General features: G+C 45.7%; 28 protein-coding genes and 1 riboswitch. Of the genes, 12 read left to right on the top strand and 16 right to left on the bottom strand.

Going from position 1 to position 23275, the window contains the following annotated elements:
• From CW370_RS01355 to CW370_RS01315, 9 genes are all read right to left on the bottom strand, one after another.
• Window positions 1-1158, bottom strand: coding sequence for an acetylornithine transaminase (locus CW370_RS01355; RefSeq protein ID WP_024571946.1), 1158 nt, complete (start codon window positions 1156-1158; stop codon window positions 1-3).
• Window positions 1155-1931 (bottom strand): acetylglutamate kinase, encoded by a 777-nt coding sequence (gene argB, locus CW370_RS01350; RefSeq protein WP_014476417.1) that lies wholly within the window; start codon window positions 1929-1931, stop codon window positions 1155-1157. The genes CW370_RS01355 and argB overlap by 4 nt, the downstream gene beginning before the upstream one ends.
• A 14-nt stretch (window positions 1932-1945) precedes the next feature.
• On the bottom strand, window positions 1946-3166 hold the full coding sequence (gene argJ / locus CW370_RS01345; RefSeq protein ID WP_024571947.1) for a bifunctional ornithine acetyltransferase/N-acetylglutamate synthase: 1221 nt from the start codon (window positions 3164-3166) through the stop codon (window positions 1946-1948).
• Window positions 3167-3185: 19 nt separating this feature from the next.
• Window positions 3186-4223, bottom strand: coding sequence for an N-acetyl-gamma-glutamyl-phosphate reductase (gene argC, locus CW370_RS01340; protein ID WP_024571948.1), 1038 nt, complete (start codon window positions 4221-4223; stop codon window positions 3186-3188).
• 205 nt (window positions 4224-4428) lie between these two features.
• Window positions 4429-4968 (bottom strand): MFS transporter, encoded by a 540-nt coding sequence (locus CW370_RS01335; protein WP_003232993.1) that lies wholly within the window; start codon window positions 4966-4968, stop codon window positions 4429-4431.
• Window positions 4968-6398 carry an FAD-binding oxidoreductase gene (locus tag CW370_RS01330; protein WP_029946354.1) on the bottom strand — a complete coding sequence of 477 codons (1431 nt, stop codon included), beginning with the start codon at window positions 6396-6398 and terminating at the stop codon, window positions 4968-4970. Before CW370_RS01330 ends, CW370_RS01335 begins: the two co-directional genes overlap by 1 nt.
• A 61-nt stretch (window positions 6399-6459) precedes the next feature.
• Complete coding sequence (locus tag CW370_RS01325) at window positions 6460-6630, bottom strand: YqaE/Pmp3 family membrane protein (protein WP_003232996.1); 171 nt, start codon at window positions 6628-6630, stop codon at window positions 6460-6462.
• A 64-nt stretch (window positions 6631-6694) separates the two neighbouring features.
• On the bottom strand, window positions 6695-7003 hold the full coding sequence (locus CW370_RS01320) for a metal-sulfur cluster assembly factor (RefSeq protein WP_014479422.1): 309 nt from the start codon (window positions 7001-7003) through the stop codon (window positions 6695-6697).
• A 63-nt stretch (window positions 7004-7066) separates the two neighbouring features.
• Complete coding sequence (locus CW370_RS01315) at window positions 7067-7834, bottom strand: prolyl oligopeptidase family serine peptidase (RefSeq protein ID WP_017695670.1); 768 nt, start codon at window positions 7832-7834, stop codon at window positions 7067-7069.
• Window positions 7835-7954: 120 nt separating this feature from the next.
• Between CW370_RS01315 and yitU the strand changes: the two genes are divergently transcribed.
• The 3 genes from yitU to CW370_RS01305 all read left to right on the top strand — a co-directional run bounded on the left by yitU (window position 7955) and on the right by CW370_RS01305 (window position 9221).
• On the top strand, window positions 7955-8767 hold the full coding sequence (yitU, locus tag CW370_RS01310) for a 5-amino-6-(5-phospho-D-ribitylamino)uracil phosphatase YitU (protein ID WP_024571954.1): 813 nt from the start codon (window positions 7955-7957) through the stop codon (window positions 8765-8767).
• 103 nt (window positions 8768-8870) lie between these two features.
• Window positions 8871-9023, top strand: coding sequence for a hypothetical protein (locus CW370_RS21390; RefSeq protein ID WP_017695668.1), 153 nt, complete (start codon window positions 8871-8873; stop codon window positions 9021-9023).
• Window positions 9024-9221, top strand: coding sequence for a DUF3813 domain-containing protein (locus tag CW370_RS01305; protein ID WP_003245613.1), 198 nt, complete (start codon window positions 9024-9026; stop codon window positions 9219-9221).
• A gap of 30 nt (window positions 9222-9251) precedes the next feature.
• On the opposite strand, the gene CW370_RS01300 is transcribed toward CW370_RS01305, so the two are convergent.
• Entirely contained in the window at window positions 9252-9707 is a 456-nt protein-coding gene (locus CW370_RS01300) for a BsuPI-related putative proteinase inhibitor (protein WP_014479419.1), read from the bottom strand.
• Between the two features lie 18 nt (window positions 9708-9725).
• Window positions 9726-10568 (bottom strand): YitT family protein, encoded by an 843-nt coding sequence (locus CW370_RS01295; RefSeq protein WP_003245017.1) that lies wholly within the window; start codon window positions 10566-10568, stop codon window positions 9726-9728.
• A 137-nt stretch (window positions 10569-10705) separates the two neighbouring features.
• On the opposite strand from CW370_RS01295, the gene CW370_RS01290 reads away from it, so the two are divergent.
• Window positions 10706-11557: a DegV family protein gene (locus tag CW370_RS01290; protein ID WP_003245785.1), complete on the top strand. Its 852-nt coding sequence runs from the start codon at window positions 10706-10708 to the stop codon at window positions 11555-11557.
• A gap of 46 nt (window positions 11558-11603) precedes the next feature.
• Here the strand turns inward: CW370_RS01290 and nprB are convergent, their stop codons facing one another.
• The 4 genes from nprB to CW370_RS01270 form a co-directional block, all read right to left on the bottom strand.
• Window positions 11604-13220, bottom strand: coding sequence for a neutral protease NprB (nprB, locus tag CW370_RS01285; protein ID WP_029946353.1), 1617 nt, complete (start codon window positions 13218-13220; stop codon window positions 11604-11606).
• 135 nt (window positions 13221-13355) lie between these two features.
• A complete protein-coding gene (locus tag CW370_RS01280) occupies window positions 13356-13649 on the bottom strand; it encodes a DUF3784 domain-containing protein (RefSeq protein WP_015252381.1) in 294 nt (97 codons plus the stop codon).
• Between the two features lie 19 nt (window positions 13650-13668).
• Window positions 13669-14256, bottom strand: coding sequence for an HAAS signaling domain-containing protein (locus CW370_RS01275; protein WP_041345500.1), 588 nt, complete (start codon window positions 14254-14256; stop codon window positions 13669-13671).
• On the bottom strand, window positions 14253-14600 hold the full coding sequence (locus CW370_RS01270) for a PadR family transcriptional regulator (RefSeq protein ID WP_003245674.1): 348 nt from the start codon (window positions 14598-14600) through the stop codon (window positions 14253-14255). The genes CW370_RS01275 and CW370_RS01270 overlap by 4 nt, the downstream gene beginning before the upstream one ends.
• Before the next feature lie 177 nt (window positions 14601-14777).
• On the opposite strand from CW370_RS01270, the gene CW370_RS01265 reads away from it, so the two are divergent.
• From CW370_RS01265 to CW370_RS01255, 3 genes are read left to right on the top strand one after another with little or no spacing between them, the layout of a single operon-like run.
• On the top strand, window positions 14778-15314 hold the full coding sequence (locus CW370_RS01265) for an SdpA family antimicrobial peptide system protein (protein WP_003245405.1): 537 nt from the start codon (window positions 14778-14780) through the stop codon (window positions 15312-15314).
• On the top strand, window positions 15299-16228 hold the full coding sequence (locus tag CW370_RS01260) for a sporulation-delaying protein SdpB family protein (RefSeq protein ID WP_024572204.1): 930 nt from the start codon (window positions 15299-15301) through the stop codon (window positions 16226-16228). Before CW370_RS01265 ends, CW370_RS01260 begins: the two co-directional genes overlap by 16 nt.
• On the top strand, window positions 16225-16809 hold the full coding sequence (locus CW370_RS01255) for a sporulation delaying protein family toxin (RefSeq protein ID WP_024572205.1): 585 nt from the start codon (window positions 16225-16227) through the stop codon (window positions 16807-16809). The genes CW370_RS01260 and CW370_RS01255 overlap by 4 nt, the downstream gene beginning before the upstream one ends.
• A 52-nt stretch (window positions 16810-16861) precedes the next feature.
• On the opposite strand, the gene CW370_RS01250 is transcribed toward CW370_RS01255, so the two are convergent.
• A complete protein-coding gene (locus CW370_RS01250; RefSeq protein WP_080262610.1) occupies window positions 16862-17758 on the bottom strand; it encodes a CvfB family protein in 897 nt (298 codons plus the stop codon).
• Window positions 17759-17856: 98 nt separating this feature from the next.
• On the opposite strand from CW370_RS01250, the gene CW370_RS01245 reads away from it, so the two are divergent.
• The 5 genes from CW370_RS01245 (at window position 17857) to CW370_RS01225 (ending at window position 23274) form a co-directional block, all read left to right on the top strand.
• Window positions 17857-18348: a YajQ family cyclic di-GMP-binding protein gene (locus CW370_RS01245; protein WP_024572207.1), complete on the top strand. Its 492-nt coding sequence runs from the start codon at window positions 17857-17859 to the stop codon at window positions 18346-18348.
• Between the two features lie 106 nt (window positions 18349-18454).
• A riboswitch (SAM riboswitch) is annotated at window positions 18455-18572 on the top strand.
• An 89-nt stretch (window positions 18573-18661) separates the two neighbouring features.
• Window positions 18662-20500, top strand: a complete 1839-nt coding sequence (locus CW370_RS01240) for a bifunctional homocysteine S-methyltransferase/methylenetetrahydrofolate reductase (RefSeq protein WP_024572208.1) — start codon at window positions 18662-18664, stop codon at window positions 20498-20500.
• A 90-nt stretch (window positions 20501-20590) separates the two neighbouring features.
• A complete protein-coding gene (locus CW370_RS01235) occupies window positions 20591-21040 on the top strand; it encodes a GNAT family N-acetyltransferase (RefSeq protein ID WP_024572209.1) in 450 nt (149 codons plus the stop codon).
• A gap of 5 nt (window positions 21041-21045) precedes the next feature.
• Window positions 21046-21894: a GNAT family N-acetyltransferase gene (locus tag CW370_RS01230; protein ID WP_101169457.1), complete on the top strand. Its 849-nt coding sequence runs from the start codon at window positions 21046-21048 to the stop codon at window positions 21892-21894.
• A gap of 111 nt (window positions 21895-22005) precedes the next feature.
• Complete coding sequence (locus CW370_RS01225) at window positions 22006-23274, top strand: MFS transporter (protein ID WP_086343689.1); 1269 nt, start codon at window positions 22006-22008, stop codon at window positions 23272-23274.
• Window position 23275: the final 1 nt, after the last annotated feature.

The following is a 23275-nucleotide window of genomic DNA, read 5'->3' as shown; positions in this document are numbered from 1 at the left end:
TCACTGGTTTACAGCGGAATGATGAGCGATTGCCTGTTTCAGCTTGCTGACGGCTTCTGCTATTTCATCCTTAGTCACGGTGAGCGGCGGCAGCAGCCGAATCACGTTCGGGCCGGCCGGCAATACAAGCAAGCCTAATGTCTGCAATTCAGCAATAATGTCAGCAACCGGGCCATCACACTCAATTCCAAGCATTAATCCTTTACCTCGGATTTGTTTAACAAAAGGGCTCTTTAGCTCTGCCTCAAGCTGTCCTTTTAAAAACGCTCCTTTGTCAGCAGCCTCTTGCAAAAAGTCAGGCTGGAATACAATTTGCAATGTGGCATTCACAGCAGCCATCGCCAGCATGTTTCCTCCGAAAGTCGTTCCGTGAGAACCAGGGGTAAACGCTTCTCCAAGCTGTTTTTTTCCGATGACAGCGCCGACCGGAAAGCCGTTTCCCAATCCTTTGGCGACTGTGATGATATCCGGTGAGAGTCCGAAGTGCTCATATGCGAAGCCTTTTCCCGTCCGTCCGATGCCGGTCTGGATTTCATCAATGATGAGAAGGGCTTGCTTTTCCTTGCAAAACGACTGTACGGCTGATAAAAATTCAGCACTCGCCGGATTGACTCCTCCTTCTCCCTGCACTGTTTCAAGCATCACCGCGGCAATATCGCCTTCCTCCCCAAGAGCTTTAAAAGCAGAAGGATCATTGTATGGCAGGTAGTGAAAGCCTTCAAGCATCGGGCCGAAGCCTGTTTTGATTTTATCCTGTCCGGTCGCAGCCATCCCTGCATACGTGCGGCCATGGAACGACTGAAGAAAAGTGATGATTTTTGTTTTTCCAGTTGCTTTTCGGGCAAGCTTTATCGCACCTTCATTCGCCTCCGCGCCGCTGTTGCAGAAAAAGACAAGATCTCCTGCACTATGCGCCGCCAGCTTCTGCGCTGCTTGCTCTTGGAGACTGTTTTGAAACAGGTTGGATACGTGCCATACGCTGTCAAGCTGTTTTTTGACTGCTTCTGTCACCGCTTCATGGCAGTGTCCTAGATTTGATACCGCAATCCCCTGAATGAAATCAAGGTATGATTTGCCGTTTTGATCCTCAACGTACGTTCCCTTTGCTTTTTTGATGTCAATATCCCAACGGCCGTAGGTTTGAAACAAGCTGCTCATGAAACAGCCTCCTTTGCTTTGACGATTTTTGTCCCTTGAAAGGTTTGTTCTGCGAAGAATGATCCTTTTCCGTTTACGATCATGACTTCAGACACCTGATCTGATAAAGCTGACAAGGCTGAATTGACCTTCGGGATCATCCCTCCGGTGATCACTTCCTGCTTGATCAGCATCTGAATCTCCTTAGGGGTCAGGACGTCCAGACGCTGCTTTTCCTTCATGATTCCATCGACATCCGTGACGAACATCAGCTTATCGGCTTCAAGCGCTCCGGCGACTGCTGAAGCAGCCAGATCAGCATTTACATTCAGCGTTTTGCAGTCGCTTGTCATAGACAGCGGCGCAATAACGGGGATGATGCCATTTTCCATCAGCGCGTTCACCATGGACGCATCGACTTTTTTGATTTCTCCCACTTCTCCGTATGTTTCCGGATCTAGATAATCAGCCTCCAAAAGACCTCCATCCTTACCAGAAATGCCTGCGGCTCGCAGTCCGTGTTTGGCAAGCTCAGCAACGAAAAATTTATTGACAGAACCGGATAAAACCATTTCCGCCACTTCCAGCACCGGCTTCGTTGTTTTCCTCTGTCCGCCCGAAAACTCTGTCTTGATATTTAACCGTTTCAGCATATTTGTGATTTCCGGTCCCCCGCCATGTACGATCGCCAGCTTCCAGCCTGATGCCATCAGCTCTTTCAGATTTTGAAAAAATTCCTCCGACAGCTCACGGATGACACTTCCCCCGCATTTAAAAACGATTGTTTTCTTCATTTCGCTCCCCTTTATTACGTGCGATAGCTCGCGTTAATTTTGATATAGTCATAGGTCAGGTCACAGCCCCACGCTCTCCCGTTTCCGTCCCCTTCATCCATCTTGATGACAATGGTGATTTCATCTCCTTCAAGGTATTCCTTGGCGATAGATTCAGAGAATGGCTGAGGTTCGTTATTCTTAAACAGGCATTGGCCGCCAAGATAAACCTCTACTTCTTCTGCAGTCACCTGTGCTGCGGAGTGTCCGATGGCTCCGATGATCCGCCCCCAGTTGGCATCTGTTCCGTATACTGCCGTTTTTACAAGATTTGAGCCAACAATCTTTTTGGCAATGACGTTTGCATCAAGATTGTTTTTCGCTCCCTGTACTTGGGCTTCAATTAGTTTTGTCGCGCCTTCTCCGTCTCTGGCAATCTCTTTAGCCAGATCCTCACAAGTGAGCAAGAGCGCTTTTTTAAAGACCGGCCAGTCTGGATGGTCTTCTGTCAGGCACTCGTTTTCGGCGCAGCCATTCGCCATAACTAATACCATGTCGTTCGTGGATGTTTCTCCGTCAACTGTGATTTGGTTAAATGAAACGTCAGTGATTTCCCGAAGCGCCTTTTGCAGCGCTTTTTCTTCAATTGCCGCGTCAGTTGTCACAAATCCCAGCATCGTGGCCATGTTCGGATGTATCATCCCTGAGCCTTTGGCCGCTCCGCCGATCGTGACTGTTTTGCCGCCGATTGCCAGCTCATAGCACGTCTGCTTAATCACCGTATCTGTTGTTAAGATCGCTTCCTCAAAATCGCCTGATCCCGCAGGTGTTTCTTTCAGCAGCTCGATCCCCGCGTGGATTTTTTCCATGTCTAAATGCTCGCCGATGACACCCGTTGATGAAACAGCGACAAGCTCCGGCTCAATGCCAAGCTGTGAAGCAAAGCTCTCCCGCATTGTGTATGCGTCCTTTAGGCCTTGTTCTCCCGTGCAGGCATTGGCAATGGCACTGTTGACGATGACGGCTTTCAGTGTCGGTCCGTGCTTTAAGCTGTCTTGTGTCACTTTGATCGGAGCAGCCTGAAAGTGGCTTTGGGTATAAACCGCTGCACTCACGGCCGGTGTCTCGCTGATAATGACGCCGAGGTCTTTTTTCGAGTAGCGCAGTCCGCAATGCACACCCTTTGCCTGAAACCCTTTTGGCGAGGATACATCACCTGTTACTTTTACAATTTGATCTTCACTTAACTGAATCATGGTTCGATTCTCTCCCGTTCTATGGATAAATTGGCGTGATGGTGAGCCCAGTTTCTTCATTCCAGCCATTCATCAAATTAAAGTTTTGCACTGCCTGACCGGCGGCACCCTTCATTAAATTATCGATTACCGAGACGATCGTGACTCTGTTCGTTCTCTCATCGAGGGTCACGGCGATATCACAGAAATTGCTGCCGTACACTTCTTTCGTTTGCGGGTACTGACCTTTTGGCCTCACTCTCACAAAATATGAATCTTGGTAAAATTCCGAATATAAATCATGCAGGCCATCTGCGGATAGGTCACAGGTTAATCTGGTATACATCGTCGCCATGATGCCCCTTGTCATCGGAACCAAGTGAGCCGAAAATGTAATGGGCCCGAGACCTGGCTGCCATTCATTCAGCGCCTGCTCAATTTCCGGCGTGTGCTGATGTTCATTGACTTTATAAATTTTAAAATTGTCGTTCAGCTCAGAAAAATGAGTTCCCATGGATGCTTTTCTTCCCGCTCCGGAAACACCGGTCTTCGCGTCAACGATAACAAAAGATTCATCGAGCAGTTTCTTTTGAGCCAATGGTGCGAGGCCAAGCAAAACAGCTGTTGGAAAACAGCCTGGATTGGCAATGAGTTTCGCCTGTTGAATTTGCTGTTGATTCAGTTCTGCCAGACCGTATACCGCCTCTTGAATCACCGCCTTCGGTGCCGCTGTCCGTTTATACCATTTTTCATATTCAGCCGGTTCTTGTATCCTAAGATCACCTGACAGATCAATAACCGGAATTCCCGCATCTGCCAGCTTTGGAGTCAATTCACTTGAGACTCCGGGCGGCGCAGCGAGAAACATGATATCTATTTCGTGTTTGATCGTATTCATATCAATCGGCTTCAGCTTCTGATCCGCTAAGTCGGTAAGATGAGGATAACCCTCGCTATAGACATTCCCTTCTCCGCTAGATGAATAAAGTATGCATTCCTCTGCATGAGGATGATGCGAGAGAATCCTGACAAGTTCGGTGCCTCCATATCCTGTAGCACCTACAATTCCTATTTTCAAAACAAGTTCACCCTCTTGGTCTTTGTGAAATTATTTAACATTATAACATGAATAAAAATTAATTCAATCGTATATTTAATATTTTTATTCATTTATAAATTTTCTGTTCAATGGAAATTCCGCTCAAAAAAATCAGCACAACTCCAGCACAAAAACGTTGATGCAGCACCGCTTTTCAGCCGCATAAAAAAACAGGCTGACCGCGTCAGCCTGTTTTCATCATCATCAATCCACTCAAAAAATATAGAATAGAGCTTGCATAAAAAATCATTTGCACTGTAAAAAAGTCAGCGAGAAAGCCCCCGAGCATAATGGCTGCTGCTGAAAAGACAGCTGTCCAAAAATGGTAATTTCCAATCTTCTTTCCACGCTCTCCGCTGTCTGTAAAATTAGCGATCAGCACTTTTTCTCCATGCTTTTGCATCGCTCCAAAGAGCCCTAACAGCACTTGGACGATATACACTTGAACGACGCTTCCGATATGCGGGACATATAAAAGCAGAACAGCCATCCCCCACGAGTTCAGAAGCAGAAAATAACGGCTGTCAAACCTTTCAGACAGCCGTCCGAGGAGCGGGTAAATGAGCGCTCCGCTCAACCCGAACAATCCGTAGGAAAAACCGAACTGTGTGTAGCTTGAGCCGATATTTTTCACAAACAGAATATAAAACGGAAAGATTAAGCTGCTTGCGAAAAACACGCTGCTTTGTGATAATGTCAGCCATTTTAATTTGTTTTTCCCCATTATTTATACCTCTGATAAAAGTAATTCATAAAGCGCTCATCCGGGTCATAGGTTCGTTTTTTCTGAAAAAACGCTTCACTTTTCGGATATGCCTGTCTCATTTGCTCTTTTGTCTGGTAGGTCATATAAGGCAGATAATAGCTGCCGCCGTGCTTGATGGCAACGTCTGTCATGCGCCTGATGATTCGGGCAGTATCTGCCTGGTCTTCTTTTGAAAAGCCCTCGTTTATTAATAGCACGAGCGAAAACATATCGTCCTTCGCATAGGAAAGGTCGGCCTTTTCATTTTTCTGCACGTAGCGGATCGTAATGTTCAGCAGGTTCAGATCTTCGTCCGACAGCGTTTGTCTCAGGTCATCAATATAGGACCCATACTCCTTCACGGGCACAAAGTATTCTTGCAAAACATCTGTGTTGTCATTGTTTTCATACTCAAGAAACTTTGATTCGGACCGCATGACGTTATTGCGTGAAATCTCTGTGCCGTTTTGGCTCAGGAAATAGGATTGCTGTGTGTCCCACAGCCAATTCCTGCCCCATTCATACCGTCTTGACAAACCGAGTGCAAACTTTGTGGCTCCCGTATACTCATCTTCTTTGAGATCGCTGTATGATGGCAGTTGATCCTGATGATCAGCCAATACGTAATTTGTGACATACATGTCTTTCAGAAATCCTTTTTTCGCTGTTGAAATTCGCGCCAGATGCATTCGGACATCTGGATTTCCTTTTACATGCTTTGAAAAATAGTCTGCGTATGTGCTGTAATTCATTTTTTCTGTCTTCATGACATACAGCTCATCATCTGTCAGCTCAAGCGTTACATCAAGAATCACGCCAAAAAGGCCGTACCCTCCGATGACCGCCGTAAACAAATCATCTTTTGGAGTGACAGTGATAATCGTCCCGTCAGCTTTTAAAAGCCGGAATGATTTGACTGTATCAATCAGCGAGCCGTAGCGAATATCACGCCCGTGTGCATTTGCGCTGAGAGATCCGCCGATTGTAAAAATGTTTTGTGACTGCATGACTTTTACCGCGAGTCCGTATGGATTCACGTATTTCTGGATATCATTCCACGTTGCACCGCTTTGCACCCTGATGGTTTTCTTCTCTTGATCGAGTGACAGGATTTTGTTGTAGCCCGTCATGTCGAGAACGATGCCGTCCTCATAATATGTATGGCCGCCCATGGAGTGCTGGGCCCCGGCGATTGAAATTTTTATGTTTTTTCGATTTGCCTCTTTGACTGTGTCAATGAGCGTTTCCTCTTCCTGCCCTTTCACTGTCTGCTTTATTTTTACAGGCATCAGGCGGCTGACATCCGTCATCTCGCTTGTGGCTGTTTTTTGCTCTGAGTTCACAGAGTACGCAAACAGGGCCGCATACGCGCCAGTACAAAGCGCGAATGCAAGCAATTTCTTTTTCATAGTGCTCTCCCTGCTGTTTTTTATGACCATTATACCATGACTGCGTCCTCATTTTTCCAAATTATCTTCTTGCCCGTTTTTCGGCACGGCGGTCGGCGACGATAAAGCAGGCGTGAATCGCGCCCGGCAGCCAAAAGATACAGGTCAATATGAGATTCAGCAAGGCCTGAAACGGTTTTCCCGAAAACAAAACAGCAAGCGGCGGGCATAAAACTGCCAGCAGGTACATCATTTCCTTTCACTCCTTTCAGCTGTAAAAAAGGACAGCCTCACATGTCAGGCTGTCCTCTTTTGTTTTATTGAATGCCAAGCGCAATTTTTGCGTATCTGGACATTTTATCCCTAGTCCAAGGCGGATTCCATACAATGTGAACCTCTGTGTCTTTCACTTCAGGAAGGTCCGCTAATGCTTTTTTCACCTCATCCACGATAATCGGCGCTAAAGGGCATCCCATTGATGTCAGTGTCATCGTCACGTGCGTTAAGCCGTCTTCATCCATGTCAACATCGTATACCAAACCAAGGTTCACGATATCAACGCCAAGCTCAGGATCGACAACCTGTTCCAGGGCGCCCATGATGTTTTCTTTTAATGCTTCTTCCACGTTCCCTCACCCCTTTTTTCTACAGTATAACGTAAATTCAGCTCTTGTTAATAACTTCGTGCTTTATAAGTACGTTTCAAACCATTCAATCGTTTTTAACACAGCTGCCCGCGGGACTTTATGGTCAGCGTTTTCATCTCCGATAAATTGCAGGCGTTCCGGCTGCTCGCTGTAATGGGATTTGATCGTGTCATAAAATTTCCGGGTCGGCGCGTAAGGCACGACCTTATCTTTTGCGCCGTGCCAAAATAAAAGCGGGCGCTGTTGCAGTCTCTCCGGCTGAAGGCTGAGATCCCGCAATTCGAGACGTTTCATCAGCTGCTGTACCTTCTCTTCCGGCACATCGATTTCAATGCCCTGAGATTGAATATGGTCAATCTGCTGCTGAAACAGCTCCACGTAATTGGGGCTTCCCATCAGGCTGACGCCGGCTTTTATCCAATCATATGCAGTCAAAGCGCCAAGCGTTGTGATGCCGCCCATTGACGTGCCTGCGAGACCGATGCGGCCGCCGTCTATCAGGCCCTCTTTTTCAAAATGGTTTTTAAGTACGCCGATCTCTTCAATCTCGTTAAGGACGATATCCCAAAAATGCCCCGCCAGCTCTTCGACAGCCATTTCTTCTCCCCGTTCCCCATGGTGCAAAGCCTCCGGCAGAACGGCTCTAAAACCCTTCTCCGCAAGCAGATAAGCAATATGAAGGTTGTGTTCCTTCGCGCTTGTAAAACCATGTATAAAGATCACGAGAGGAACAGCGCGGTGCCTGTTCTCTTCCTTTACAATATGTAAAAACGGAATACCGGAAACGGTTTGATTCTCAATTTGTATCACAATGTGCCCCTCCTTAGGATAACCATAATCATAAGTGTAACATGTAGACAATAAAGATGGTAAAAAGCTACACTGTAAGTAAGGCAAAACAAGCAAAATCTAAGGTTAAAGGAGCTTTTCATGGAGACAAAACCCTATTTAATCGCATTAGATTTAGATGGAACATTATTAAAGGATGATAAAACCATATCTGAAAACACCCTTCAGACGATACAGCGCCTAAAAGATGACGGGCATTATGTCTGCATCTCAACAGGCCGTCCGTATCGTTCAAGTTCCATGTACTACCAGCAGATGAAGCTGACAACGCCAATTGTCAATTTTAACGGAGCATTTGTCCATCATCCGCAAGACGACAGCTGGGGACGGTATCATACTTCACTGCCGCTTGATATTGTCAAACAGCTCGTGGATATCAGCGAGAGCTACAACGTACATAACGTGCTTGCTGAAGTGATTGACGACGTATACTTTCATTACCATGATGAGCACCTGATAGATGCCTTTAACATGAACACAACAAATGTAACGGTCGGAGACTTGAGGGAAAATCTTGGTGAAGATGTGACGTCTGTACTCATACATGCAAAGGAAGAGGATGTGCCGGCAATACGCTCTTATTTATCGGATGTGCATGCCGAGGTGATCGACCATAGAAGATGGGCCGCACCGTGGCATGTCATTGAAATTATCAAAAGCGGCATGAATAAAGCGGTCGGCCTGCAGAAAATCAGCGATTATTACGGCGTGCCGAGGGAGCGGATCATTGCTTTCGGGGATGAGGATAACGATTTGGAAATGCTTGAATTTGCAGGCTGCGGCGTTGCAATGGGAAATGGAATTGACGCGGTCAAGCAGATTGCCAACCGAACAACGGCTACAAATGAAGAGGACGGCGTTGCAAGGTTTTTGAAAGAATATTTCTCACTTTAAAGAAGGTCCGTATTAATTTTTCCCACTCATAAACCTTACTTTGCCCCACCATACTATTGAAGACGACTCATCTCGTCAAAGTATGGAAGGGGGCAGTCTCAAAATGGGTAAACGAAGCAAATCCAGAAGGTTTATTCAGCAGGGTAAAGACTCCATCGGGCTACACGCCGCAAGATTTCCATATCGGTCTACTTTAGAAGAAGCTCACCAGCATGCCGCGGCACGAGACTCGGCCGAAAGCCAGGTTGAATATTAAATGAGAAATGAACTGTTTCAGCAGGCAAAATCATTTGTTCAACAGGCGGTCATGGTGACAAACGGCTTTGAGGAAGGCGATCAGGAGCAAGCGATTCTGAGAGCCAAAAATGCTGTATCTTCTGCGTATGCCAATTCGACAGATGCGGAACGTCAACAGCTGCATCAATTTCAAAATCAGCTGGACAAACTCCAATAAAAAAAGGCTATGGCGACTCGCCATAGCCTCTTATTTGACTTCAAATTGCTGAACAGCCTGAACCTGCTTGAGATTTTCCGCCCTGCCCTTAAATGTCACCTTTACCTCATAGGTTCCGGGCTCCGGGACTTCCTTCCACACATCAGAGAAATCATATGTTTCTCCAGATTCAAGCGTCAGGTTTTGAAAAGCCTGCGTAAACATTTTGTCTTTCGAATAACGGTATCTTTCTTTGTGCTCAGAATCATACACGACAAGTTCAAATTTTTGCCCTGTGCTGAATTGAAACTCAATAGCACGTTCGCTTTGGTTCTTCAGCGACATGTTAAACTTGATTTGTTCAGGCTCCTGAATTGCGTCAATAGATAAAACAACCTCTTGATTCTCCATTCCGCCTGATACCTCCTTATCGGGTTCTGTCTGCTCATCTTTCCCGCAGCCTATCAAAAGCAGCACGGGGAGGAGCATCACAAGCAGCCGTTTCACGACTTCCACCTGCTTTCGTCAGTCTTTTCTAAAGAAACCAAAAATCCCTGTCGTTTGAACGATGTTCGTAAATGCTTTCGGATCAACTTCTTTGACGATCTTTTCTAAATCGTACAGTTCATACCTCGTGATGACGATAATCATCATTTCTTTCTGTTCGTTCGTAAAAGCTCCTTTTGCCGGAACAGTTGTGATGCCGCGCACCATTTTTCCGTAAATGGCTTCCTTGATTTCGTCCGCTTTTTTCGTCACGATCATTGCCGTGAGCTTCATGTGGCGAGTGTGAATGGCGTCGATCACCCTCGTTGTCACATACAGCGTAACCAGGGTATATAATGCTTTCTCCCAACCTTGCAATAATCCTGCCGTCAAGATGATAATCCCGTTCAGAATGAAGAAATACGTGCCGACGGGTTTATCCTTCCACTTTGCAAGTACCATGGCGACGATATCAAGCCCGCCTGTCGAAGCTCCGTATTTTAATGTTAAGCCGATACCGACTGCGGAAATGACGCCGCCGAACACCGCGTTCAGCAAAATGTCATGTGACAGGCTTGTTTCCGGCAGGATCCCCATAAACAGAGTAGTGAGTGCGACACTTAAAATGCTGTACACTGTAAACGATTTGCCGACCTTCAGCCATCCTAAAATACCGACCGGAATGTTTAAGAGGAACAAGAGCGTTCCCGTCGATATGTAAAAGGGGGCATATTGATCAACGACGCTTGATAAAAGCTGGGCAACACCTGTAAATCCGCTGGCATATACATCTGCAGGTATCAAAAATAAGTTCAGCCCGGCAGCATTGAGTAAAGCGCCGATGATGACGATGAGTAATTTTTTTGTTTGATCTAGTACCATGGCATGTTCCTCCGCTCTTTCTTCTTTATTATGTTTTCCCTTAAAACAAATATTTGAACACGATTTTGGCAAATTAATATGATATAGTTGGCTTAACTCTCATGATAACGAGCGATAACGGAAAGAAGGGAAGCAATATGACAGTTCATCTCATCGCTGACAGCGCCACTGATTTGCCTCGTTCTTATTTTGAAGAAAAAGGCATTGGCTTTATTCCGCTCAGGGTTTCTCTCGGCGATAAAGAATTCGAAGATGCAGTCACAATTCATGCGGATCAAATATTTGAAGCGATGCAAAATGGAGAAACGCCTAAGACGTCCCAAGCCTCACCGCAAACGATTAAAAATGTGTTTTTGCAATATGCCGAAACAGGTGATCCCGCTCTTTACATTGCCTTTTCCTCAGGTCTCTCCGGCACGTATCAGACAGCTGTAATGATCGCCAATGAAGTGAAGGAGGAATTCCCCGATTTCGATTTGCGGGTCATTGATTCCAAATGCGCTTCATTAGGATACGGTCTGGCTGTCCGGCATGCTGCCGATCTCTGTATCAACGGGAATACAATACAAGAAATTGAAACGTCTGTAAAGAACTTTTGCAGCCAGCTTGAACACATTTTTACCGTTGATGATTTAACATATCTCGCGAGGGGCGGCCGGATATCCAAAACGTCCGCTTTTGTCGGCGGCCTGTTGAATATTAAACCGCTGCTTCAGATGGAGGACGGCAAGCTTGTGCCTCTGGAAAAAATTCGCGGACAGAAGAAACTTTTCAAACGGATCATCGAGCTTATGAAAGAGCGCGGGGATGATTGGAGCAATCAAACCGTCGGGATCAGCTACGCCGCGAACAAAGAAAAAGCCACGGACATGAAACACCTGATTGAGGAAGCGTTCAAGCCGAAAGAAATCATTATGCATCCAATCAGTTCAGCAATCGGCTCGCATGCCGGTCCAGGTACATTGGCGATATTCTTTTTAAGAAAATGAGCAAACAAAAACAGTCAGACTCTGTGTCCTGACTGTTTTTGTTTGCTCATAGAATGCCGACAGCCTCATACGCCTTTTCGACTGAAGCTGATTGCTTCGAGCCTTCACCGTATAAATCATTGGCAGCTTCAATCGCCGCTTGCTTCATCATGCTGAAATCTGTAGATGCCGTTACATAATATGTTAAAGCCCGATAGTAAATTTGTTCACTTGCTTCACGCCCAATCCCTTCAACCTGTACACCGTGGTGCACGCCTCCTTCTGCAAGAAGATAAGCTGCTTTATTGTGAATGGACGAATTGATATGGACTCCGCCATAATCCTCTGTTCCTGTGTAGCGGTTCGAGTAATGATCTGGATTTCCCTGCTTAGATGGGTCCTCCAATGACCGCAATGAATCTCCTGCAATATCAGGAGTATAGACATCTTCGCCGATCTCCCAATCATCACGGTCAGCCATCGCGCCCATAATGTCAGAAATGGACTCATTTAATGCACCGGGTTCTCCTTGATATAAAAGACCGGCGGAATACTGTGTGACCGCGTGTGTGATTTCATGCGCGACAATGTCGAGCGATCCAGACAGCGGCTTAAATTTCGAACCGTCTCCATCTCCGTATACCATCTGGACACCATTCCACGCAGCATTGTTCCATTGTTTGCCGACATGCACGGTAGACGTAATCCTTGCTCCGTTTTGATCAAAAGAATCACGGCCAAATGTCTTGCTGTAATAATCGTAAACGGCTTGCGCATTTGCGTGTGCGTCTACAGCCGCAGGTTCATTAAATACGGACGTGCCGCTGACTATTTCTTTGCCCGTATACCCGATCAGTTGAGACAAAAGCGTAAACAAGGTTTCGTTCAGGTTCTTCGCGTCAAATGTATTGATCCCTTTTCCCCTTGTTTCGTCAGCCAAATAAAAGCGCCCATTTTGTTCTGTGACGTCAAAGCTTTTTTCATCACCTGACACGCCGATTCCTGTACCTGCCGCTTCATGAATGGCATTAAAGGACTCAATGACCTTTCCGTTTTTGGCATCGATGAAATAATGCCAATAGCCAGGCTCAGGTTCAGATGTCGAGAGTCTGACAAGGTAGGCGAGATCATATTCACCGTCGTGTGGATAGATATATAATTCGCCTTTTGGTTCCCCATCAAGATATTCGATTTTTCCAATGGAAGCCTCGAGCTCACGCCTTGCTGCATGTATTGCTTTTTTCTCAGAAATAGACGGTGTGATGGAGACGTCCTTGATTTGCGGATGCACCTTTCCAAAGAAACTTTTCACTTGTTTGTTTTCCTTCATCGCGACCGCTTGTTCAAAGCCGTAAATCGGAATTCCTTTGTAAACCTCAGTTAATTTAAAAAACGTTTGTTTTGTCTTTGGATCCTTTATGGTTTTCGAAACACGAAAATGGCTGTTCGCATTCCCTTTGAGCTTAAACTGCGTTTGATGCTTGTCAAGATAGGAAAATAGCGATTCTTTCTGGGTTGTGTTTTGTACCGGCTTCTGCGGTGACTTTTCGATGATGTATGAAGGGGTTTGATACGTATGGTCGTATTTGATGCTTTGATCAGCTGAGGCATGTGTTACAAAAACCATTTGGGCCGCCGTGCATAAGCCGGCCAGTAATAGAGATGTCTTGGTCAGGTTGCGCAAAACACCACATCCTTCCTATTTTGGAATCCACCATTTTTCTTCATCCTATCAAAAATACAAAAACTTGTATGTGGTGCTTCGTTCTTATTTTCCCAAAAAAGAAGGGCAGAGATATTTCGCTCTGCCCTTCTTTTTCTACTCTACTAATTTTTTATTGACATAAATAATAACCCCTGCTCCATATGCCAGTATAAGCGGAGGCATGAGCTGCTCCTGACCTTGAAATGAGATAAAACTATTCAGCAATATGAACAAACCGGAATTCAAGAAAAAGTAGCCTGCTATTCTGGCCAGCCGGTCTTTATCCCGTATACGCGCCTCGTTAAACCCAGCCAGCATCCAGGTTTGTTTTTTGATTCCGACAAAATAGGCAACCACAAAGAATAAAAGCGCGATGACAATTAATAGATAATTAATGCTGATTTCCATCTTACAGCCTCCTACAAGATTACTTGATGTTAAGAAAAAGAAAAAAAGCGGCGCAGCTTACTGCAATCAGCAGCAGGACGACAAGCGCATTGAGGAACGGGCTCAAAAGAAGCACCACTGCTAAAAACAGCAGATAAACCGCACCGACTCGCGAAATCTTGACAATCTCCTTTTGAGAGCGCATTTTGTTTTTTCTGACACCTGCAAACATCATCAATTTTTTCCGCTTCCATACATATCCGGCGAGCACCATTAAATAAACAGCCAGCGGCAGATGTCTGAAATCGGACGGCAGCAGCGGCAGGGCGATAATCGTGACAATGAGAAGGACCGAAAGCCAGCTTTTGCCCAATAAAGACCTCCTCCTTTTCGTCTCTCCCCCATCACCCATCATCAATTCGGCAAGCTCCTTCGGATGAGAAAATTCAGATTCAACAGCTTCCTGCAGTTCCTCTTCACTAAGTCCGGCTTTGATTCTGTCTTGAACGAAAGCGGTGATATGCCCCTTTAATTCGTCGATAGCGTTTTCTCTCTCTACATCAGGCATATTCGCTAGCTCTGCATTTAGTTCCTCCATGTATCGGTCAATGATAAGCTGTCCATTCATAGCAAATCCCCCGATAAAGACAGTAAGGCTTGATGGGTTTCAAGGTATTTCTCCAGCCGTTCTTTTAACATTTCTTCTCCTTTTTGCGTCATTTTGTAATACTTTCTTTTCGGGCCGTCCAGTGAATCTTCCCAAAAAAATTCGATCCATCCCTTCTCGGTCATACGTTTCAGAATCGGATAAATCGCTCCCTCTGAAATAGCCAGCGCCGAGGTGGTTTTTAAGGATGACGTCAGCTCATAACCGTACATCGGTTTAGAACGCAGTAGGGATAGGATGGCCAGCTCGAAAATCCCTTTTCGAAATTGAACAATCCAGCGGTCATTAACTTGATTCGTTTTCATGGTTTAAATATATCGAAAAAAACACTATATATCAATCACATATAGCAGTGTAAAATGTCCTGTTTTTCCTTTTAACAAAAATGGAATTTCTCATACTTTTTAACCTTTTTATTACATAAATGTTTTTATATTATGAAAAGTGTAAAAACGATTCTTCAGGTTAAAAGGAGCAGTCGAATGCAGAAATCGATATCATTTTTTGTCATTTTTTCAATCCTTTGGGGTTCGCTATTTCTGTTTTCTATTATTGGCAGCTTAGGGACAACCCCGATTCCGCTGACAAAGGACTCCAAATTTCTCATGTCCAGCATCCTCCCTCAGGGCTGGGGCTTTTTCAGCAAAAATCCGCGTGATACTGCAATCGGCTTATATGAGGCTGAAAATGCCAGCGCCAAGGTCAGATGGCCCAATATGAGGGCTGACAACCTATTCGGCCTGTATCGGTATGGGCGGTCACAAGGCGTTGAAATGGGCGTGATCTACAGCCAAGTCGGCAAGGAACAGTGGACAGCATGTAAAGAAAAGGACCTCGGCGCATGCAAAAGCAAAGCCAAAACCGTGCAATTAAAAACACCCGCTCCCCGCCCGCTGCTTTGTGGCAGCTACTATTTGACGAAAGAGGATATTGTTCCTTGGAGCTATTCTAAATACACCCCTTCGTCTTATCAGGTAAAAAGCATAGTCAAGGTTGTGATCTCATGCTCGAAAACATAAAACAGACCATCACCAGATGGGACGAAAGAAACCCGTGGACAAATGTATACGGTCTCGCGCGAAGCATCATTGCGCTATCCAGCCTGCTGACGCTGCTCATCAATCACCCGAGCCTCATTATGAAGCCAGCCAGCGGGATCAGCAGCTATCCAGCTTGTAAAATGAATCTCAGTCTCTTTTGCCTCGGCGAAAATAACTATATGATGTTAAATCTTTTCAGGTGGGTCTGCATTGTCATTCTGGTGCTTGTTGTCATTGGCTGGCGCCCCAGAATCACCGGGGTTCTGCATTGGTATGTCAGTTACAGCCTGCAGTCATCGCTGATCGTCATCGACGGAGGCGAGCAGGCAGCAGCCGTCATGACCTTTTTATTGCTTCCCATCACGCTGACCGATCCGAGAAAATGGCATTGGAGCACGAGACCTGTAGAGGGCAAAAGAACACTTGGAAAAATAACAGCTTTTATTTCTTATTTTGTGATCAGAATCCAAGTGGCGGTGCTTTATTTTCACTCTACCGTCGCTAAGCTGTCTCAGCAGGAATGGGTGGACGGAACGGCCGTCTATTATTTCGCCCAGGAAAAAACCATAGGCTTCAACGGCTTTTTTCAGGCGTTAACGAAGCCAATTGTAACAAGTCCGTTCGTGGTGATTCCGACATGGGGGACGCTGCTGGTTCAAATTGTCATCTTCGCGGCGCTGTTTGCGCCGAAGAAGCATTGGAGATTGATTTTGATCATCGCTGTTTTTATGCATGAGATTTTTGCAGTCATGCTAGGCCTTATCAGTTTTTCCATTATCATGGCCGGCATTTTGATATTGTATCTCACTCCTATCGATTCCACGATTCAATTTACATATATTCGCAGACTGTTGTGGAATAAAAAACACAAGAAGGGAGAGGTTTCAGTTTGAAGAAGGCGTTTCTAGTATTTTTGTCGGTTGTATTGGTGACGACTGTGTTTTTGGTGAAGCAGCAAGAAAGTGTGGCACAGGCAAAGCAGCTTGAGTATTCAGGTGAGGAAATTTTTAAAGGCTTTGTGTTTGCCCAAGGGGAAGTTGGCAAACAGCTTCCAGAGGTCTTTAATAAAGCGATGACAGACAAACTCAACACAAAACAGGCAAAGGCTTTTGCCAATCAGGTTGTCGCTGATATTAAAAAAGAGGATGCTGACTTTTTTGATAACCTGAAGAAAGCTGTTTACAGCAAAGATGCATTGAAAGTGGATGAACTGCTGAAAAAAGCAGGTCAAATCGTTGATGAAAAAGTAGAAGCTGCAAAGGAAATCGCCGCTTCCAAGGATGATACATCCAGAGTTCAGGCCGAGCTTGTCAACACTGTTGATACCGCTAACTATTTCTATTATGTTTCTTATGTTGCTGCAGCAGGTGCCCTGATTCTGATCATTCTCGCCATTGATATTACGCCGATTGCGATTTCAGACAATGTGGATCGCGAAATGGCAATCAGAACGCTGGTTGATGAATTAAACTAAACATAAAAAAACGGCTCGCTCCGCAGTCTGCTGCAGGCGAGCCGTTTTCATGCTATTTTTTCTCGTATGTCCATCCATTTTCCTGATACACTTTTCCGTTTTTCATCAAATGGCCCAGTGCGCGTTTAAAGGCGGCTTTGCTCATATTAAAACGTTCTCTGATATCGTCAGGCTGGCTTTTGTCACTGTACGGCATGGCACCGTTTCTCGTTCTCATATACGTTAGAATGCACTCAGCATCAACAGACATTGCATCCTGTTTTCTCGGAAGCAGCGACAAGTTGACTGAACCGTCTTCTTTCACTTGAATCACCCGGCCTGTGACTCTTGAACCCAGTCTTGGCTCCTCTTTTCTTTCTGACGGGTGAATAAAACAGCGGATACCGTCATCCGTGATCACGAATGAACCCGATGCGATCAGCCTGTACACCGTACCTGTCAGCTCTTTATTCATCAGATCTTCTGAAGCGTCGGTAAACAGTTCGCTGATGATATCTTCCGGCGCTGGTTTCGCAAACATGCGCCCCCGGTTCGTCACCTTCAGCATACAGTAAAGTTTGTCCCCTTTTTGCGGCCAGACATCTTCGTACGGCGGCAAATGCTCAGTTGCGACTAGTGCGTCCTTCGATAAACCGACATCAACGAAAACGCCCATATCTTCCACTTTATCCACCACTTCAACCCAGCCATATTCATCCGCGCTGATGACCGGAATTTTCATCGTGGCCGCAAGCCTTTCCTGCTGGTCGACGTATATAAAGACTTCTACTTCGTCTCTGTCCTCGATATCCTCAGTCATTTCACTGTTATGTAAGAGAATCGTATCTTCCCCATCGGTTAAAAAGTAACCGAAGTCGGTTTGGTGATCTATACTCAAGGTTAATTGCTGCCCTGGTCTCATGCTATCGTCCTTCCTGTTCCGCTTAATCTCTGCGGATTTTGTTAACATTTTTTCCAATCATCACAAATTGATTCTTTGTTCTGTTGGAAGTTTCTCTTTATTCTACTATAATCAACACATAAGTTAAATGTTATGGAGGTTTTCATATGGCAAAAGAAAGTTCATTTGATATTGTATCCAAGGTGGAATTGCCTGAAGTGCAAAACGCAATCCAAATCGCACTGAAGGAAATCAGTACCCGATATGACTTTAAAGGCAGCAAAAGCGACATTTCTTTAGATAAAGAGGAGCTGGTCCTCGTTTCCGATGACGAATTCAAATTAAGCCAGCTGAAAGATGTGCTGGTCAGCAAATTGATTAAACGAAACGTTCCGACAAAAAACATTGATTACGGCAAGGTTGAAAACGCGTCAGGCGGAACGGTGCGCCAGCGTGCAAAGCTTGTTCAAGGCATCGACAAGGACAACGCAAAAAAAATCAATACAATCATCAAAAACTCCGGACTGAAAGTAAAGTCTCAGGTGCAGGATGATCAAGTGCGTGTCACCGGAAAAAACAAAGATGACCTGCAGCAGATTATCTCAGCTGTGCGGGGAGCAGATTTGCCAGTTGACGTTCAATTTATAAATTTCAGATAAATTTTCTGATTCCTATTGATTATTGTCTTTATTTTCGGTAAATTTGGAGAAAGGGAAAAACGCCAGGTATCTTTTGGCACTTCCTGACACGAAAATTTCATATCCGTTCTTATCAAGAGAAGCAGAGGGACTGGCCCGACGAAGCTTCAGCAACCGGTGTAATGGCGATCAGCCATGACCAAGGTGCTAAATCCAGCAAGCTCGAACAGCTTGGAAGATAAGAAGAGACAAAATCACTGACAAAGTCTTCTTCTTAAGAGGACTTTTTTTATTTCTCTTTTTTCCTTGCTGATGTGAATAAAGGAGGCAGACAATGGGACTTTTAGAAGATTTGCAAAGACAGGTGTTAATCGGTGACGGCGCCATGGGGACGCTCCTCTACTCCTATGGCATTGACAGGTGTTTTGAGGAGCTCAATATTTCAAAGCCGGAGGAAATTCAGCGCATACATAAAGCGTACGTTGAAGCGGGAGCCAACATTATTCAAACGAATACGTACGGGGCCAACTATATTAAATTATCCAGACACGGGCTTGAGGATGACATCAAAAAAATGAATCAGGAGGCCGTAAAGATCGCGCGGGCTTCAGCAGACGATGCATACGTGCTTGGAACGATGGGCGGCATACGCACATTTAATAAAAACGCATACAGTCTTGACGAAATTAAGCGCAGCTTCCGCGAGCAGCTTTACCTGCTGCTGCATGAAGAGCCGGATGGCTTGCTGTTAGAAACGTATTATGATTTGGAAGAAGCCCGTGAAGTGCTGAAAATCGCGCGCAAAGAGACTGATCTTCCGATTATGCTCAATGTCTCCATGCACGAGCAAGGCGTATTGCAGGACGGAACGCCGCTTTCTGACGCATTGCGCTCGATTGCGGATCTCGGAGCTGATATTGTCGGCATTAACTGCCGCCTCGGCCCTTATCACATGATTGAAGCGCTCAGCGAAGTGCCGATTTTTGATGACGTATTCTTATCCGTTTATCCGAACAGCAGCCTTCCTTCGCTTGAAGAGGGACGGCTCGTCTATGAAACAGACGACACGTATTTTCAAAACAGCGCGTCAGAATTCCGTAAGCAAGGTGCGCGGATTATCGGCGGCTGCTGCGGCACAACGCCGAATCACATCAGGGCGATGGCGGAAGCGGTTGGCGGGCTGGCTCCGATTACGGAAAAAGAAGTCAAAACCCGGGCAAAAGAATTCATTTCTGTTCATCACGAGCGAACCGAGCCCGGCCTGGATGAGATCGCGGCGAAAAAACGCTCTATTATCGTAGAACTGGACCCGCCGAAAAAACTAAGCTTTGACAAATTTCTATCGGCGGCTGCTGAATTAAAAGAAGCGGGAATCGATGCCCTGACACTCGCCGACAATTCTCTGGCGACCCCGCGGATCAGCAATGTTGCCTGCGGCGCCCTTGTCAAGCAGCAGCTCGATATGCGTTCCCTTGTCCATATTACTTGCCGTGACCGTAACATTATCGGCTTACAGTCACATTTAATGGGCCTTGATACGTTAGGGCTGAATGACGTGCTTGCGATTACAGGTGACCCTTCTAAAATCGGGGATTTTCCTGGTGCGACGTCTGTATATGATTTAACATCTTTTGATTTAATCAGGCTGATCAAACAATTCAATGAAGGTCTGTCTCTATCTGGAAAACCGCTCGGCAAGAAAACGAATTTCTCAGTTGCCGCCGCATTTAATCCTAACGTCCGCCATCTGGATAAAGCGGTAAAACGGCTTGAGAAAAAAATAGATTGCGGCGCAGATTATTTTGTTTCTCAGCCTGTCTATTCCGAGCAGCAGCTTGTCGATATCCATAACGAAACAAAACATCTGAAGACGCCGGTCTATATCGGCATCATGCCGCTGACAAGCAGCCGGAATGCCGAATTCATCCATAATGAAATTCCCGGCATTAAGCTGTCTGATACGATTCGCGAAAAAATGGCCCGTGCCGGTGAAGATAAAGAAAAACAAAAGGCGGAAGGCCTTGCGATTGCACGCTCCCTGCTGGATACGGCATGCGAGCTGTTTAACGGCATCTACTTGATAACGCCTTTCCTCAGATCTGACTTAACCGCTGAGCTCACTTCATATATTCAGCAAAAAGATGAGCAGCGCCAAAATATCTTTTTGCATTAATCCCTTAAAAGACTGTCTGATCCAATCGGGCGGTCTTTTTCAACGGGATTCGTGTTACGATATAGAAAAACAGTCATGAGGAGGAACATTATGCTCGAAGTCAAAACCATTTCCGCGGAAGATACATATGAAATCCGGCACCGCATTCTGCGTCCCCATCAATCCATTGAACAATGCAAATATGAAGAGGATCATGCAAAAGGCTCCTTTCATCTCGGCGCGTTTTTTGAAGAAAAGCTGATCAGCATCGCTTCTTTTTCCCCGCAAAATCAGCCATTAATAACAGAATCCCCAGCATATCGGCTGAGAGGCATGGCAACGCTTGAAGGATATCGCGATCAAAAAGGCGGGAGCACGCTGGTCAAACACGCGGAAGAGAAACTGGCGGAGAACGGCGTTCAGGCAGTCTGGTGCAATGCCAGAAGCCATGTGAAAGGCTACTATTCAAAACTTGGCTGGGAAGAACTCGGCGAACCGTTTGAGATTCCCGGCATAGTCACACATATCATCATGTATAAAAAACTCGAAACAAGCAGGTGATCTGTATGAGGGTAATCGATAAGCTAATTAAGCTTCATGAAGAACATACCCCTAGTCTATTGCGGCTTTGCAGGCAAGCCGGGTGGCCGGATTACGGCGAACAAGAGCTGGCACTGCTTGTCCAGCAAGGACGCTTTTACGGCTATCAAAATGTCAGCGGTGATATTATTTCCTGCATCGGCTTGTTTTTGTTTGGCCGTCTTGCTTCTATCGGCCTCGTTATCGTGGACAAAGAATATCAACGGCTCGGTCTCGGCCGGCGTATGGTAAACGCCTGTATCACCCAAACAGATGAAAACACCGCCATCAGACTTTGCGCCACAAAAGAAGGTTTGCCGCTTTATGAAAAAGCAGGTTTTCATACGGCAGGTTCAGTGCGAAAGTACAGCTGTCACAGTTTTCAACCTTATACAAAAAAGCTTGATGCTGAACTGACATCCTTTAGAGAACAAGACTTTCACGACTTAACCGCGGCGGATCTGGCTGCCTTTGGCGGAGATCGATCAAACCTTTTGCAGCAGCTTATTTCTGCTTCATGCGAATGTATCATCGCCCGAAATCAGGACGGACAGCTAATTGGCTACGGACTTTCTGTACAGACACCGGCCAATTTGAAATTCGGCCCCATCATCGCTCCATCATCAGATGTTGCAGCACAGATAATTAACAGGCTGGCGGCCGGCAAACAAGGGCCGATGCGAATCGATATACCGAGTGAACACACGTCTCTGCATGACAGCCTGATAGAAATGGGATTTCATAAAGATGATGAACCTCCGCTTTTGTTCTATCAGCAAAAAGCGCCTATTCAAAATGGACACTTATATGCTTTGATTTCACAGGCTCTCGGTTAACCCTCTTTTTTCCCGAACAGGTATCTTCTGTTCGGTTTTTTGCTGTCTGATCGCTGAATAAACGAAGCCATCAGGGACATTCTAAGCAGAAGAAAAGGAGTGTGCTCTGAGATGGAATCATCAAAACAAAATAACGGAATGACGATTGTAGCAATCGGTTCAATCCCTTTAATATTAACCCTAGGAAACTCGATGCTTATTCCGATTTTGCCAAAAATGAAATCTGAACTTCATTTATCACAATTTCAAGTCAGTCTCGTGATCACAGTATTTTCCTTGATTGCAGCATTTGCGATTCCGATTGTCGGTTATCTCGCAGACCGATTCTCAAGGAAAGTCATCATTATTCCCTGCTTAATTTTGTATGGTGCCGGCGGTTTGTTAGCCGGGTTTGCGGCAGGTTTTTTTGACAATGCCTACCCTTGGGTCATGGCAGGACGAGCGTTACAGGGAATCGGGGCAGCCGGAACCGGCCCAATTGCCATGGCACTGACGGGAGATCTGTTTAAAGGCGCCCAGGAGAGCAAGGTGCTCGGCCTTGTTGAAGCTTCAAACGGCATGGGGAAAGTGCTATCGCCGATCATTGGCTCGCTGATCGCCCTGCTTGTCTGGTATGGCGCGTTTTTTGCCTTTCCTGTGTTTTGTATCATTTCGATCGTACTGACTTGGATTTTTATTAAAGAAAAGAAAAAGGAAAAAGAACCGCCACCAATCGGAAAATATGCAAAAGGGCTGTTAAGTGTCTTTAAACATGAAGGCAGATGGCTGTTTACCGCTTATTTAGCCGGTGCGACCTGTTTGTTTACTTTATTCGGCATCCTGTTTTATCTCTCAGATGTTCTTGAAAAAACATACGACACCGACGGCGTGAAAAAAGGCTTGATTTTAGCGATTCCGCTTTTGGTTATGTGTGTGACGTCCTATACAACAGGAAGCAAAATCGGGCAAAAGCAATCGTTAATGAAAAAGCTGATCGTACTTGGATTGGCGTTCATGACCGTATCCTACGCGGCACTGTCATTCATTGAAAATCTTGTCCTTTTTATCAGTGTTCTTGTACTGAGCAGCATAGGCTCAGGTCTTGTCCTTCCTTGTGTGAACAGTTTTATTACCGGGGCTGTCGGCAAGGAAAGACGGGGATTTGTCACCTCGCTGTACGGCTCTGTACGTTTCTTAGGGGTAGCGATCGGTCCTCCGATTTTCGGCCGCCTGATGCAATGGTCCAGACCCGGCATGTTTTTAAGCATCGCGGGATTGACTCTCGTTGTCGGGATTCTTGTGATGATGCTCATCCATGTGAAGCAAAACAATGAAGAAACAAAAGAAAAAGAAGACACTAAAATGGCTGGAAATCGGCTACAGCCCGCTGAGGAAAGGTAGC

This window comes from Bacillus sp. SN32 (assembly GCF_002837495.1).
Classification (GTDB): Bacteria; Bacillota; Bacilli; order Bacillales; family Bacillaceae; genus Bacillus; species Bacillus subtilis.
Note: the sequence above shows the minus strand (reverse complement) of the source record. Positions and strands in the feature narration are given on the sequence as shown.